Genomic DNA, 15,267 nt, shown 5'->3' with positions numbered 1-15,267 from the left:
GTTTGTAATTCCTGTTCGAGAGGCGATGATGTCGAAGATTCTACCCGAATTCATGGTGCAGAACGGCAAGCTGGTGAAATATGCCGAGGCGATGACGCATGTGATGTCGCCAGCGGTGAAATATGGCCTCTCGGTTTTTGAGGGCCTGCGCGGCTATTGGAATGCCGAAGAGCGGCAGATGTATGTGTTCCGCCTGGAAGAGCATACCGAGCGGCTGTTCCAGTCAATGAAACTGCTGCGCTTCGATGCGCCTTTTTCGCCGGCGGATATCAATGCCAATACGCTGGAATTGCTGCGCCGGAACAAGGCCGAGGAAGCGGTGCATATCCGCACCATCGCCTATCTGGATGGCATGGGCGAACAGGATGTGCGCGGCCCGGTCAGCTATTCGATCTCGGCGCTGGAAAAGGCGCGCAATAAGAATGTCAACAAGGGTATCCGCTGTCAGGTCAGCGCCTGGCTGCGGCTGTCGGATTCGGCCATGCCACCGCGCATCAAATGCGGCGGCAATTATGTCAACAGCCGCCTGGCGCGTTATCAGGCCAAGCAGGATGGCTACGACGAAGCGATTCTGATGAACCAGTCCGGTCATGTCGCCGAAGGGCCGGGTTCCTGCATCTTCATGGTGCGGCATGGCAAGCTGGTGACACCGGATCTGACCAGCGGCATTCTGGAGAGCATCACGCGCGACAGTGTGATGGAGCTGGCGCGCGATATGGGCATTCCAGTGGTGGAGCGCACCATGGACAAGACCGAGCTTTATGCGGCGCAGGAGCTATTCCTGGTCGGCTCGGCGGCGGAAGTTGTGCCGGTGGTGAATGTGGATGGCATCCAGGTGGGCAGCGGCAATCCCGGGCCGATCACCATGCAATTGCAGCAGGCCTATTTTGATGCCACCACTGGCGTGAATGCTGCCAAGCGCGGCTGGCTCACCCCGGTTTATCAGCGCTGAACATGAGCGATCTGGCGGAGAAACTGGCAGGCTTGCGGATGGCGGCGGTTGTGGCGCCCGGTCCATTGCAGGCGCTGGCGGCGGATATTCTGGCGGCTACCGGTATGACAGTGGAAGATGCCGATCTTGCCGCCGGTATCTTGGTGGAAGCGCAATTGCATGGCATTGATTCGCATGGTCTGGCGCATCTGCCGGTTTATGTGCGGCGGTTGCTGGAACACTCGATCCTGCCGAATGCGATCATGCAGTTGAGCCAAACCGGCCCGGCGGCCAGTGTTCTGGATGCCATGAATGGTTTTGGTGTGCTGGCGGCGCATAAGGCGATGATCGAGGCGATCCGGCTGGCACAGGCCCAGGGCATCGGCGCCTGTGCGGTGCGTAATAGCAGCCATTTTGGTGCGGCAAATTTCTATGTTGAACTGGCGGCAAGACAGGGCCTGATCGGCATCGCATTGTCCAATGCCGCGCCAACCATGGCGCCCTGGGGCGGGCGTGAAGCCATCCTGGGCACCAATCCGCTAGCTATCGCCTTTCCGCGTGGCGATGCAGCACCGATTGTGATCGACATGGCCACCAGCGTGGTGGCACGCGGCCGCATCCGCAAGGCGGCGCAGGCCAAGGCGGCGATCCCCGCCGATTGGGCGCTGGATCAGGATGGCCAGCCCACCACCGATGCTGAGGCTGCGCTACTGGGCACGATCCAGCCGATGGGCGGTGCCAAAGGCTATGCCTTGGCATTGGCAATCGAATTGCTCTGCGCCGGGCTTTCCGGTGGCCGGCCCGGCTTCCAGGTGCGCAATCCGCATGATCCGGGGCCGGAGCCAAGCGGCACCAGCCATAACTTTCTCGCCATTGATCCAGGATTCTTCGCCGGTCGCAGCGCCGCCTTGCAGGCCATTGAATCTGTGGCCGGCCGTATCGAGCGCAGCTTGCCGGCCACCGATGCAAAGCCGCGGCTGCCGGGCCAGCGCGCCGCCACCACATATGCGCAGCGCCGGCAACATGGCATACCTGTTTCGCCGGCATTGCTGGAAAGTATGACCGCTGCCGCCGGCATGGTTATGAGGGCAAAGACGTGACCTATCAAATCGCCGTCGATGTGGGCGGCACCTTCACTGATGGTGTGATGCTGGAAGCAGCCAGCGATACGATCTGGGTAGCAAAGGCGCTGACCACGCCGGCCGATCCGGGCCAGGGCATCGCGCGGGTGATCGAGATGCTGCTGGCGCAATTGCCGGCCGGCGTGGCAGGCGGCAGCCGGGCGGTGCATCGTGTGGTGCATGGCACCACGCTGATCACCAACACATTGCTGGAGCGCAAGGGGGTCAAGACCGCCCTGGTGGTCACTGCCGGCACCGAGGATGTGCTCGATATCCGGCGTGAGACCCGCTACGATACCTATGACCTCGAAATCTCCTTCCCCGATCCGCTGGTGCAGCGGCAGCAGCGCTTTGCGGTTGCCGAGCGGATCGGCCCGAGCGGCGATATCTGGCAGGTTTTGCCGGAAGCCGATTTACACTCCCTGGCTGACAAGCTGGCCCGGGCCGATGTGGCGGCGGTGGCGGTGTGTTTCCTGCATGCCTGTGTTGATGGCCAGCACGAACGCCGGGTGCGTGATTTTCTGAAACAGGCATTGCCGCAGCACAGCTTTTCGATTTCCTCCGAAGTGGCAGCCGAAATCGGCGAATACGAGCGCATGTCAACAGTGGCAGCAAATGCCTATGTGCAGCCGATTGTTGAGCATTACATGAATGCGCTGAGCCGGCGCTTGACCGAACTAGGTCTGGAAGCGCGGCTCGACATCATGGTGTCGAATGGCGGTTTCACCCAGGCCGAGCAGGCGGCGCGTTTTCCGATCCGGCTGCTGGAATCGGGCCCGGCCGGCGGCGTGCTGAGCGCGATCAATTGTGCCGCTATTCATCAGGTGAAGAATATCCTGGCTTTTGACATGGGTGGCACCACGGCAAAATCCTGCGTGGCCGTGGATGGTGTGCCGGCCATCACCCATACATTTGAATTTGCCCGCGTGCGGCGCTTCCGCAAAGGCAGCGGCCTGCCGGCGGTCAGCCCCAGCATTGATCTGATCGAGATCGGCGCCGGCGGCGGCAGTATTGCGCGGGTCAGCAGCATGGGGCTGTTGCAGGTCGGCCCCGATAGTGCCAGCGCCGAGCCCGGCCCGGCCTGCTACGATCTTGGCGGCAAGGATGCCACGGTGACGGATTCAGATCTGTTCCTCGGCCATCTTGATGCCGATAATTTCCTCGGCGGCCGCATGAAGCTGAGCCTGGCAAAGGCCGAGCAGGCCTTGGCTGCGCTTGGTCAGCGGCTCGGTGGCATGACTGCCGAAACCGTGGCCTGGGGCATTCATGACATCGTGAATGAAAACATGGCAGCGGCAGCTCGCACCCATATTGCCGAACGCGGCCATGATGCCCGGCATTTCACTCTTGTCACCACCGGTGGGGCCGGCCCGGTGCATGCCGTGGATGTGGCGCGCCGGCTGCGCATCGCGCGTATCCTTTGCCCGGTGGCATCCGGTGTTGGTTCCTGCCTTGGCTTCCTGGCAGCACCGGGCCGTGCTGATCAATCCTGGTCCAAGCTGGAAGCCGTTGAGCGCATTGACTGGAACGATCTGCGCCAGCGGCTGCAAGCGGCACGCGATGCGCTTGCCGCCGATTTGTCGCATGTTGGTGTGGCGGCGGCGGATATCCAGTGGCGGCTTTGCGCCGAGATGCGCTATCAGGGCCAGGGTGCCAAGGTGGAAGTTGATCTGGGCGATTGCAGTTTTGAACAATTGAGCCAGGCGCTGTTGCAGGAGGTTTTCCTGCGCGAATATATCCGCCTGTTCAAACGCCCGGTGCCCGGTGGGCGGCCGGAAGTGGTGACCTGGCGCGTGGTGGCGCAATCACAGCAAAGGCACCGGCGTTATGCTTTCGCCCAGCAGGCCGCGCCCCATTCCGAAGCCGTGGCCTGTGGCAGCCGCAGGCTTTATCTGCCGGGCGAAAAGCGTTTTGCCAGCGTGCCGGTTTATGATCGTCATGCCCTGGCGCCAGGCAGCAAGCTGGCCGGGCCGCTGGTGGTGGTGGAGCCGGAATCAACCCTGGTGGTGGCCTATGATGCCGCCGTGTCTGTGCTCGGTGACGGCACGCTCGAAGTTGTGCTGCGGGGGCTGTGATTATGCAGAATATCGATCCGATCACCCTGGAAATCCTCTGGACCCGCCTGATCAGCATGGTGGACGAGGCGGCGGCCACTTTTGTGCGCACCTCGTTTTCCACCCTGGTGCGTGAAGCCAACGATTATGCCGTGGTGCTGACGGATCGGCGTGGCCGCAATGTGGTGCAATCCTCGCAGAGCATCCCGTCCTTCATTTCAACGGTGCCGGCAACGGTGCGCAGCTTCATTGCCAAATTCGGCATCGATACCATGCAGGATGGTGATGCCTACATCACCAACGATCCCTGGCTCGCCACCGGGCATCTCAATGATGCCACCCTGGTGATGCCGATTGTGCATAAAGGCGCGATTGTCGGCTTTGCTGGCGTGGTCAGCCATTTGCCGGATATTGGCGGTCGGCTGCGTAATCCCGCCAACCGCGAATTATTCGAGGAAGGGTTGCAGATTCCGCCGATGCGCATCCTGCATGCCGGCGTGCAGAATGACGTGCTGGTGGAAATGATCCAGACCAATGTGCGGCTGCCGGATGAAACCATGGGCGATATCTGGGCGCAGGTTTCATGCTGCACATCCTTGGGCGAATTGCTCTGCGGCCTGCTTGATGAAACCGGTATCGATTTTGAACAATTGACCGACGAGGTCTGCCAGCGCACCGAAACCGCGATGCGAGATGCCATCAGGGCTACGCCCGATGGGGTTTATGAATATGTGGTGGAGAATGATGGCCCGGCCGAAATGCCGGGCGGTGTTATCACCATTGCCTGCAAGGTGACGGTGTTGGGCGATGAAGTGAGCGTGGATTACACCGGCTCAAGTGCTCAGGTGAATCTGGCCATCAACACGGTGATGAACTACACCTATGCCTATAGCGCCTATGCGCTGAAGGCATTGTTCGCCCCGTGGATTCCGAATAACGAAGGCAGTTTTCTGCCGATCCGCATTTCGGCGCCGGAAGGCTCGATCCTCAACCCGACCCGGCCGGCGCCCTGCGGCGCACGCGGCATGATCGGCCATCTGCTGCCGCCGGCGATCATGGGCGCCATGGCGCAAGCCTTGCCGGATCGGGTACAGGCCACGCCCGGCTCGCCGTCCAACAACATGCAGGTGGCCGGCCTCGGCAGTGGCCGACGTTATTCGGTTTCCGGTTTTCTCGGTGCCGGTGCCGGTGCCAGTGCGCGCCATCACGGTCTTTCCGCCATCAGCTTCCCGAGTAATCTTTCCAACACGCCGATTGAAGTGCTGGAAAGTCAGGCGCCGCTGGAAGTGTTATGCCGTGAAATCCGCCATGGTTCCGGTGGCCGAGGTGCGCGGAATGGCGGCGACGGCATCCGCTTTGCCTTCCGCATGCGCGGCGACGGCATGGCGATCTCATCCTTCATGGTCAACCGCATCAAAAAGCCGGCGCCGGGCCTGCTCGGCGGCGAGGCGGGCGCTGCAGCAGGCTTCGCCATCAACGGCAAGGCGATTGAGCCTAGTGGGCAATTGGTATTGCAGCCGGGCGATCTGGTGGAAATAGAAACCGGCGGCGGCGGCGGCTTTGGCCCGCGCCAGAATTGAATCATAAAGCTAAAAAAGGTGGGAAACATGGAACCGTGCATCATTACCGTCGCCATCACCGGATCGGTGCCGCGCAAAAAGGATACACCCGCTGTGCCGGTCACGGTAGCGGAGCAGGTTGAATCCAGCCAGCAGGCTTATGAAGCCGGTGCATCCCTGGTGCATATTCATGTGCGCAACGATGACGAATCCTCGTCATCCGATCCGGAACGTTTTCATGCCGTGCAGCAGGGCATCGAAAAACATTGCCCCGGCATGATTGTGCAATTCTCCACCGGTGCGCGCGGGCGCAAACTGGAGGAACGTGGCGGTATGCTGAAATACCGCCCCGACATGGCGTCATTGGCCACCGGCTCGGTGAATTTCCCCACCTTCGTGAATGAAAATCCACCGGATTTCATCAAGGGCTTGGCGCAGACGATGAAGGATTACGAGGTCAAGCCGGAAGTGGAAGTGTTTGATCTGGCGATGCTCTACAATGCCGCCGATCTGGTGCGCGAAGGGCTGATCCCGGAGCCGGCACATGTGCAATTTGTCATGGGCGTGAAGAATGCGCTGCCGGCGAGGCGCGAAATTCTTGAATTTGAAGTGGCGCAATTGCACAAACTGATGCCGGATGCGACCTGGACCGCTGCCGGCCTGGGCCGGCATCAGTTGGAAGTGAATCACTGGGCGCTGGAGATGGGCGGCCATTGCCGCACCGGCCTGGAAGACAATATCCGTTTCGACAATGGACGGCTGGCCAGCAGCAATGCCGAATTGGTGGCGCGGGTTGCGGCGCTCTGTGCTGATTATGGCCGCCGCCCGGCAACGCCTGAGGAAGCCCGCCGCATTCTTGGCCTCAGGATGGTTTAGGCCGTTATCTCTGCCGCATTCAGCACGCCCACATCGTTGCGGGCGAATTGAGCCATGGCCTCGGCGCGGCTGCCGTTGAGGTCAATGGCGCGGCAGGCATCCTCCACCACAAAAGCCGGAAAACTCTCGCGGCGGCCATCCAGGGCTGACCAGGCCACACAGTAATCCAGCGCTAGGCCGCAGAAGAAAAGGCGGTTGAGCTTGCGCTCGCGCAGATAGCCGGCCAGTCCGGTGCGAGTTGTCTTGTCGTTTTCGCTGAAAGCCGAATAGGAATCGATCTCGGCTCGAAAGCCTTTGCGGATCACCAATTCGGCGGTGTCGATATGCAGGCCCGCGTGAAATTCAGCGCCCTTGCTGCCTTGCACACAGTGATCCGGCCACAAGGTTTGCGGCCCATAGCGCCAGGCAATGGTTTCGAATGGCTGCCGGCCTGGATGGGTTGAGGCAAAAGACCGGTGCCCGGCCGGATGCCAATCCTGGGTCAGGATCACGTGCGGAAAGCGGCCGATCAGCCGGTTGATCACCGGCACCACGGCATCGCCTTCCGGCACGGCCAGTGCGCCGCCCGGGCAGAAATCATTCTGCACATCAATAACAATCAGGGCGTCGTCGGGGCGGATATCTATCGGCATGGCTGGGGCTCCGTGTCAGAGCCTATTCTGTCAGGCTGTTGCCGCCTCCTTCAAGCCCAGTTCATCCATCATTGTCTTGCGCATGATAAATTTCTGCGCCTTGCCGGTGGCGGTGACCGGGAAGGCATCGACAAAACGAATATGGCGCGGGATTTTCTGATGCGCGATCTGCCCCTGGCAGAAGGCTCGGATATCGGCCTCGCTTGGGCGCTGGCCCGGTTTTGGCACAATCCAGGCGCAGAGTTCCTCACCATATTTGGCATCCGGAATGCCAAAAACCTGCACATCCTGCACCGCCGGATGACGATACAGATATTCCTCGATCTCGCGCGGAAACAGATTCTCGCCGCCGCGGATCACCATATCCTTCACCCGGCCGACGATGTTGCAATAACCTGCTTCATCCAGCACTGCCAGATCGCCGGTATGCATCCAGCCGGCGGCATCAATGGCTTCGGCGGTTTTCTCCGGTTCATCCCAATAGCCGCGCATCACCGAATAGCCGCGGGTGCAGAGTTCGCCTTTCTCGCCCGGCCGCAAGGTTTCGCCACGCTCGCCGATGATCTTGACCTCAACATGCGGATGGATGCGGCCAACCGTGGCGACGCGCCGCTCCAGCGGATCGTCAACCCCGCTCTGGAACGACACCGGGCTGGTCTCGGTCATGCCGTAGGCGATGGTCACTTCGCGCATGCCCATGTCGCGCACCACCTGCTTCATCACCTCGATCGGGCAGGGCGCGCCAGCCATGATGCCGGTGCGCAGGCTGGAAAGATCGTAGCGGCCGAAATCCGGATGGCCCAGTTCGGCAATGAACATGGTGGGCACACCATGCAAGGCCGTGCAGCGTTCGGCCTGCACCGTCTCCAGCACTTCGCAGGCATCAAAACCTTCACCCGGAAACACCATGCAGGCGCCATGGCTGACACAGGCCAGGTTGGACAGCACCATGCCGAAGCAGTGATACAGCGGCACCGGGATGCAGAGCCGGTCCTGCGGCGTGAATTTCATCTTCTGCGCAACGAAATAGCCATTATTGACGATGTTGTAATGCGTCAGCATGGCGCCTTTGGGCAAACCTGTTGTGCCGCTGGTGAACTGGATGTTGATCGGCTCGTCCGGGTCCAGGCTGGCTGCCACCAGATCAAGCCGGCTGCGTTGCGCCGGGCCGGCCAGCCGCAAAACGGCATCATAAGGCTGCATGCCCGGCGTTTCGCCCGGGCCAAGCCGGATGATGCAACGCAGATGCGGCAGGCGGGCAAGCTGCAACTGCCCTGGCGTTTGCCCGGTAAGCTCTGGTGCCAGGCTTTGCAGCATGCCGATATAGTCGCTGGTCTTGAAACTGGGCGCCACGATCAGCGCTTTGGCCTGCACCTTGTTGAGTGCAAATTCCAGTTCCGCCAGCCGGTAGGCCGGATTGATATTGACCAGGATCAGGCCGATCCGCGCGGTGGCGAATTGCGTCACCACCCATTCGACCCGGTTCGGCGACCAGATGCCGATGCGGTCGCCTTTTTGCAGGCCCAGGGCCAGCAGGCCGGCAGCCAGATCGTCCACGGCACGGGCAAGATCGTGATACGACCAGCGAATGTCCTGATGCCGCACGATCAAGGCATCGCGTGCCCCATGCTGGTTGACCGCCTGTTGCAGCAGGCCATGCACGGTAAGGCGCAACAAAGGCTGCGCCGTGTCGCCACGGGTATAGGCCTCTATGAGGCGCATGGTTTCCTCCCAGTTATTCTGGCGATTACATGTTGCGCCAGTCTTCCACCTGCTCAAAGGCATGCGCGGCCTGATAGATCGTTGCCTCGCGCCAGTGTTTGCCGATCAGCATCACGCCCACCGGTAGGCCGTCGCTCAGGCCGCAGGGCACAGTCATCGCCGGATGCCCGGTGGTATCAAACGGTGCCGTATTGGGCAGGATTTCAAAAGCGCGCTGGATGACCAATTCCAGCGGACTGCCGGGCGGCGGCAAAGGCTGCGCTACCATCGGCAGGGTGGGCATCAGCAGCAGGTCGCAACGATCCAGCGCCGCGTCATAGGCCAGCTTCAATTGGCGGGCCAGATTCTGCGCCTTGGCATAATAATGGCCACGATAATGCTTGAGGAAATACTGCCCGACAAACATCGATATCTTGAGGCTATCGGAAAGCTCATCCGAGCGGCTGCGCCAATTGGCATGGGCATCCAGCAGGCTGGTGACGTAAAGCCCCTTCCAGTTGGTGCCGAAGCCATTGCCGTTCATCATCAGATCGGTGAGGCCTTCCAGCGCAATCGGTGTCCAGATTGCGGTGCCCAGGCTGTGCATCGGCACCGAAATCTCCTCCACCTGCGCGCCCAGTTCACGATAACGGTCGGCGGCGGCACGCACCTTGCGGGCAACATCATCCTGCATGCCGGGCACGGTGAAGCTTTCCTTCACCACGCCGATCCGCATCCCCTTCACGCCGCGGCCCAAAGCGGCCGTGTATTTATCCACCTTGGGGGCATATTGGCGCGGATCAAGGCCGTCTTCGCCGGCAATGACTTCCAGCAGCAGGGCATTGTCGGCCACTGTGCGGGTCATCGGCCCGGCATGATCGATGGTGATCTCAATCGGCATGATGCCGGTATAGGGCACCAGGCCATGGGTTGGTTTCATGCCGTAGATGCCGCAAAGCGAGCCGGGCATGCGGATCGAGCCGCCCTGGTCACCGCCAATGCCCATCTCCACCTCGCCGGCACCCACCAGGGCGCCGCAGCCGGATGACGAACCGCCAGCCGAATAGCCCATCTTCCAGGGATTATGCACCGGGCCGGTGGCATTGGTGTGGCTGCCGCCGGAAAGGCAGAAATATTCGCAATGCGCCTTGCCAACGATGGTGCCGCCGGCATCCAGGATGCGCGTCACCACGGTGGCATCCACATCCGGCACATAGCCCTCCAGGGTGGAGGCACCATTCATCATCGGCACGCCGGCCAGGCAGATGTTATCCTTCAGCACCACCTTCTTGCCGGCCAGCGGGCCGCGCGGCGCACCGCGCACCTCGGCCTTGACATACCAGGCATTGAGCGGATTTTCGGCAGGCTGCGGGCGATAACCCGGCGTGCGCGGATAATCCACTGGCGGCAGGAAATCCGGCAGCGAATCAACAATGTCGTAAGACTGGATGGTGCCTTCCATCAGCGCCAGATAGCGGCGCAAGGTATCGTCGCTCATCGCCATGCCAAATTCGCTGACGATATCGCGCAGTTGTGATTCGGTCGGGCGTTTTACCGTCATGTAACTCGTCCTTGCGGCAGAAGGGGTGGCGGCTGGCATGGCCGATGCGGGAAGCGGGCGCTGCAATGGCGCCGACTGGTAGTTTTGATATGTCTGCTGAGACGGTGCCGCCGATACAGCACTATTCGTCGACATCGGCCGTTGCGGCATCGGCATGGCCAGGGCCGTCATTGCCGGCAAGGCAGGCGCAGCGGTGTTCTCGCCACTTTTGGCAAGGGCCGCAACCCGGCCAAAGCCGGCGAATTCCTCAATGATGCCGGCGCTGTGAATCTCGCTGCCCTTCACCTCGCCGGTGATGCGGCCTTTTTGCAGGATCAATACACGGTCGGAAAGCTGGGCGATAAAATCCAGATTCTGTTCCACCAGCAGCACGGTCAGGCCACGCGCCTTCACCAGTTGCTTCAGCAACACGGCAATTTCCTTGATGATCGAAGGCTGAATGCCCTCGGTCGGCTCATCCAGCAGGGCAAGCCTGGGTTCCGCCACCAGGCAGCGCGCCAGGGCCAGCAATTGCTGTTCGCCGCCGCTCAGGCTGCCGCCGCGGCGATCCAGCAACCGCTCCAGGCGGGGAATTTCGCCCAGGATCTGATCGATTGGCGCCTCGTTGCTGCCAGGCAGCGCCATGCGCAGGTTTTCCAGCGCCGTCAGGTCAGGGAAAATGCCGCGTCCCTGCGGCACATAACCCAGGCCAAGCCGGCTGCGGGCATGCGGCGAAAGGCTGGTGATTTCAGTGCCGTTGAACAGGATCTGGCCGGCGCTGGGCTGGATATAGCCCATCAGGGTTTTCAGCAGGGTGGATTTTCCCATGCCATTATGGCCCAGCACGCCCACTGTCTCGCCCGGCCGCACCACAAAATTCAGGTCATGCAGGATCGGGATGGCGCCATAACCGGCAGACAGGCCACGCAGTTCCAGTAATGGCTTGTCGGCAGAGCGGGGGTCGCTGCGGCTGGTCATGCTCAGGCTCCGAGATAGACTTCGCGCACGCGCGGATCATTCAGCACGGCTTCCACATGATCCTCGATCAGGATGGCGCCCTGGTGGAACACCGTCACCTGATCGGCGATCAGGCGGATGAACTGCATGTCATGCTCCACGATGATCATGGTGGCTTCGCGGTTGATGTCACGGATCAGCGCCACCATGCGATCCACTTCCTCATGCGTCATGCCGGCGGCCGGCTCATCCAGCAGCACCAGCCAGGGATCGGCGGCCACCACCATGGCGATTTCCACCCGCTGGCGTTGACCATGCGCCAATTGGCCGACGATGCGTCCGGCCAGGTCATTCAGGCCAAAACGTTCGATCACATCATCGGTTTTGCTGCGGGCGCGCTCATTGCCATGATGGCGCTCCACCGCCAGGGCGATATGTTCGCGCGCCGTCAGGCCATTGAACAGGCTGGGTGTCTGGGTTTTCACGCCAACCCCGGCCTGGGCAATGCGGCAGGGCGGCTCGCCCAGCATCGGCTTGTCCTGGATCAGGATGCTGCCGGCTGTGGGCCGCAATTGCCCGGTCAGGCATTTGAAGAAGGTGGACTTGCCGGCGCCATTCGGCCCGATCAGGCAGCGCAATTCGCCTTCGCGCAATTCAAAATCCACATTATCCACGGCCGTCACGCCGCCGAAACGCATGCTCAGATTGCGGGTTTCCAGCACTACGCTGCCGCGCCTATTGCTGGCCATCCTTGCCTCCCTGCTGGCGTAATGGCCGGCGGCCTGAACGTTGCCTGGGGCGCAGCAGGGCGGCCAGCGTGGGCATCAGCCCCTTGGGCAGCAGCAGCACAAACAACACCAGTATGCCACCCAGCACAAAGGCGTTGTTCACCACGCTCTGCTGGCCAAGCTGGGTGATGATGAACTGGATCAGCACGGCGCCGATCACTGGGCCGATCAGGGTGCCCAGGCCACCCACGATCACCCAGATGATGATGGTGGCCGATTGCGCCAGGCCAAACAGGCCTGGGCTGACAAAGTTGCCCCAATTGGCAAACAGCGCGCCAGCCATGCCGCCGATGCCGCCGCCGATGGCGAAGATCATGGTCTTGTAGAGCCGCACGTCATAACCCAGCAATTCGGCGCGGGTTTCATTCTCGCGGATCGCCACCACCACGCGGCCAAAGCGCGTGGTCATCAGCCAATGCAGGCCGAAATACACCAGCAGCAGCAAACCCATGGCGACATAGAAGAATTGTTCCGGATCGAGCAGGTTGCCGGGATCGCCGGGCATGTTCAGCGTCGGGAAACCGGGAATGCCGTTGAAGCCGCCCAGGCGTGCCTTGCCAATGATCCAGGTTTCGTTGGCGGTGGAATTGATGAATTTGAACAGGATCAATGTCACTACCAGGGTGATGACGCCCATATACACATCGCTGATCCGGCCATAAAACATCATTGCGCCAAGCAGGGCGGCAAAGATCAGCGGCAGCAGGATCGCCAGCAGGAACGGCCCGGTGCTTTCGCCCACATTGATCGCTGCCACGGCATAGCTATAGGCGCCCAGGCCGAAAAAGGCAGCCTGTCCAAAACACAGGATGCCGCCATAGCCCCAGATGAAGCCCAGGCTGAGCGCCAGGATGGCGTAGACCACATAAACGCTGAGTTCCAGCAGGGTGATCAGGTCAACCACCACTGGCAGCCCCAGCAGGATGGCGATGCCAATCACCGCCACCAGGATGTGCCGGTTGCGCGCATTTTCCAGCATGTTCAAACCTGCCGTGTGAAGAAACGGCCGGTAATGCCGCGTGGTAACAGGCGCAACAGCACAATGGCCGCCAGCAGCATCGCCACGTCACCCCAGACCGGAGTGGAGGCCAGTGTGGTCAATTGCGTCAGGCTGCCAAACAGCACCGAGCTTGAGAGCGTGCCGGTGACCACCGCCGCGCCACCGGAAATCACCGTGATGAAAGCCTTGGCCACATAAAGGCCGCCGCTGGTGGGCGTCAGCCCGGTCAGCGGCGCCAGGATGCCGCCAGCCAGGCCGGAAAGCGCGGCGCCGATGGTGAAGGTCAGCATATAGATGCGGCGCGGGTTATGCCCCAGGCCGGAGGCCATGTCGGCGCTCTGCATCGCGCCGCGTGCCACCAGGCCAAGCCGGGTGGTTTTCAGCACCACAAAGATACCGGCCATCACGGCAAAGCCGGCCAGCATGATGAAGATATTGTAGCCGCTGGCACGATAGCCACCGATGGCAAAGCCGCCAATCGGGGTTGAAATGCCGGTGGTGGTATTGCCGAAGATCATTGTGGCGGCGCCGGTCAGCAGCAGGCTGAGGCCCCAGGTGGCCAGCATCGAATCAAGCATGCGGCCATACAGGAACTGGATCACGCAGCGTTCGATGATCAGGCCGATCAGGCCCACCACCAGGGGGGCCACGATCAGCATGGCGATGTAGATATTGATCCCGGCCTTCACCGAGACAATGGCGGCATAACCGCCTAGCATGAGAAATTCGCCATGGGCCAGGTTTATCACCCGCATCATGCCGAAAACCACGGCGAGCCCGGCGCTGATCAGCGCCAGGCTCGCAATGGCATAGAGGACTTCGAGGACAATGACGGCGGCGAAGTCCATCGATGGGGCTCAGATCTTGATTTCGTACTGGGTGGTGTCGTTCGGATTGGCCTTCAGATCGCAAACCGATTGCGTATCCTTGGGCGGCACCTGCGACAGGCTCTTCACCACATTCATTTTCTGGTCCCGAACTTCCAGCACATGCACATCCAGGATGCAGTGATGGGTTTTTGGATCAACGGTCACCTTGCCGGCCGGGCCTTCGATGGAAATGCCACTTTCCAGCGCTTCGATCACCTTCATGCGGTCGATACTGCCGGCCTTCTTCACGCCGGCGGCCCACAGCATCACGCCCTGATAGGTCGCCACGGCCAGTTCATGGATCGGCTTGGTATCGCCGAATTTCTTCTGCCACTTGTCGAGGAAAGCCTTGTTGGCCGGTGTGGCGAGTTCCTTGGAGTAGTTATAGGCCAACAGGATACCGTCGCCTTCCTCCTTGGTCAGCACCACCTGTTCGTTGCCGACGCCCAACGTGGTGGAGGCCATCGGGATTTTCGACTTCATGCCCGAAGCAGCCCATTGCCGGTAAAAGGAAAGATGCGCGCCACCAACCAGCGCCGACATTACCATATCCGGCTTGGCGCTCTGGATCTTGGCGATGGTGGCGCCGAAATCCGAGACATCCAGCGGGAAGAAGTCGGTCTGGATCACTTCGCCGCCATTCAGCTTGGCGTAATGCGCCACCCATTTCGAGATGATCTGGCCGTAATTGTAGTCTGCGGCCAGGGTGTAAATCTTCTTGCCGAACTTGCCGATGGCATAGGGCATCAGCGCTTCCACCGATTGCGCCGGGGTGACACCGGTGCAGAAGATGTTGCGGTCGCAGACGCCGCCTTCATATTGCGTGTTGTAGAAATACAGCGTCTTGAAGCGGCCAAGTGTCGGCCGGATTGCCTCGCGCGAGGCGGAAAGGATGCCGCCATGCACCACGGCCACCTTGTCCTTCAGCGCAGCCTGCTGGCCGAACTGGGTGTAGAGCGGGATTTGCGATTGGGTGTCGTAGGTGGTCTGGCCCACCTTCTGGCCCAGCAGGCCGCCCGCGGCATTGATCTCATCCAGCGCCAGGATCACGGCCTGATCCATCGGCTTGCCGTAGAGATCGAAGATGCCAGACAGATCGTGGATGCTGCCCAGCTTGATTTCGCCATTGGCGGCGAAGGCGCGGCCGGCCAGGCCCGTGGCCGCCAGGCCCGAGATTGCGGCAGTGGATTGCAGGAAAGCACGGCGATCAAACTGCATGACAAATCTCCATATGGTTTC

At 61.2% G+C, this 15,267-nt stretch carries 12 protein-coding genes; 5 read left to right on the top strand and 7 right to left on the bottom strand.

Translation table 11 applies throughout. The features are described from left to right. The first annotated feature begins 28 nt into the window (after nt 1–28). The 5 genes from KBB36_RS03460 to KBB36_RS03440 are packed head-to-tail and all read left to right on the top strand — an operon-like array spanning nt 29 to nt 6,541. Nucleotides 29–952, top strand: coding sequence for a branched-chain amino acid transaminase (locus KBB36_RS03460; RefSeq protein ID WP_290976918.1), 924 nt, complete (start codon nt 29–31; stop codon nt 950–952). A gap of 2 nt (nt 953–954) precedes the next feature. Further along, entirely contained in the window at nt 955–2,031 is a 1,077-nt protein-coding gene (locus KBB36_RS03455; RefSeq protein WP_290976915.1) for an Ldh family oxidoreductase, read from the top strand. Then, complete coding sequence (locus tag KBB36_RS03450; RefSeq protein ID WP_290976912.1) at nt 2,028–4,127, top strand: hydantoinase/oxoprolinase family protein; 2,100 nt, start codon at nt 2,028–2,030, stop codon at nt 4,125–4,127. Before KBB36_RS03455 ends, KBB36_RS03450 begins: the two co-directional genes overlap by 4 nt. Before the next feature lie 2 nt (nt 4,128–4,129). After that, nucleotides 4,130–5,686, top strand: a complete 1,557-nt coding sequence (locus tag KBB36_RS03445) for a hydantoinase B/oxoprolinase family protein (protein ID WP_290976910.1) — start codon at nt 4,130–4,132, stop codon at nt 5,684–5,686. 27 nt (nt 5,687–5,713) lie between these two features. Further along, the gene (locus KBB36_RS03440; protein ID WP_290976908.1) at nt 5,714–6,541 is read left to right on the top strand and encodes a 3-keto-5-aminohexanoate cleavage protein; all 828 of its coding nucleotides are present in this window, start codon (nt 5,714–5,716) and stop codon (nt 6,539–6,541) included. Here the strand turns inward: KBB36_RS03440 and pncA are convergent. The 7 genes from pncA to KBB36_RS03405 are packed head-to-tail and all read right to left on the bottom strand — an operon-like array spanning nt 6,538 to nt 15,246. Continuing rightward, the gene (gene pncA, locus KBB36_RS03435) at nt 6,538–7,173 is read right to left on the bottom strand and encodes a bifunctional nicotinamidase/pyrazinamidase (protein WP_290976906.1); all 636 of its coding nucleotides are present in this window, start codon (nt 7,171–7,173) and stop codon (nt 6,538–6,540) included. The genes KBB36_RS03440 and pncA overlap by 4 nt on opposite strands. A 30-nt stretch (nt 7,174–7,203) precedes the next feature. Next, on the bottom strand, nt 7,204–8,895 hold the full coding sequence (locus tag KBB36_RS03430) for an AMP-binding protein (protein ID WP_290976904.1): 1,692 nt from the start codon (nt 8,893–8,895) through the stop codon (nt 7,204–7,206). Nucleotides 8,896–8,920: 25 nt separating this feature from the next. After that, nucleotides 8,921–11,392, bottom strand: coding sequence for an amidase (locus tag KBB36_RS03425; RefSeq protein WP_290976901.1), 2,472 nt, complete (start codon nt 11,390–11,392; stop codon nt 8,921–8,923). Nucleotides 11,393–11,394: 2 nt separating this feature from the next. Further along, complete coding sequence (locus KBB36_RS03420; protein ID WP_290976898.1) at nt 11,395–12,120, bottom strand: ABC transporter ATP-binding protein; 726 nt, start codon at nt 12,118–12,120, stop codon at nt 11,395–11,397. Beyond that, nucleotides 12,107–13,138 carry a branched-chain amino acid ABC transporter permease gene (locus KBB36_RS03415; protein WP_290976896.1) on the bottom strand — a complete coding sequence of 344 codons (1,032 nt, stop codon included), beginning with the start codon at nt 13,136–13,138 and terminating at the stop codon, nt 12,107–12,109. Before KBB36_RS03415 ends, KBB36_RS03420 begins: the two co-directional genes overlap by 14 nt. A 2-nt stretch (nt 13,139–13,140) precedes the next feature. Then, on the bottom strand, nt 13,141–14,007 hold the full coding sequence (locus KBB36_RS03410; protein WP_290976894.1) for a branched-chain amino acid ABC transporter permease: 867 nt from the start codon (nt 14,005–14,007) through the stop codon (nt 13,141–13,143). Between the two features lie 9 nt (nt 14,008–14,016). Continuing rightward, the gene (locus KBB36_RS03405) at nt 14,017–15,246 is read right to left on the bottom strand and encodes an ABC transporter substrate-binding protein (protein ID WP_290976891.1); all 1,230 of its coding nucleotides are present in this window, start codon (nt 15,244–15,246) and stop codon (nt 14,017–14,019) included. Nucleotides 15,247–15,267 lie beyond the last annotated feature (21 nt).

It is taken from the genome of Ferrovibrio sp., assembly GCF_017994015.1.
GTDB lineage: Bacteria > Pseudomonadota > Alphaproteobacteria > Ferrovibrionales > Ferrovibrionaceae > Ferrovibrio.
This window is presented reverse-complemented; position numbering and strand designations above follow the sequence as displayed.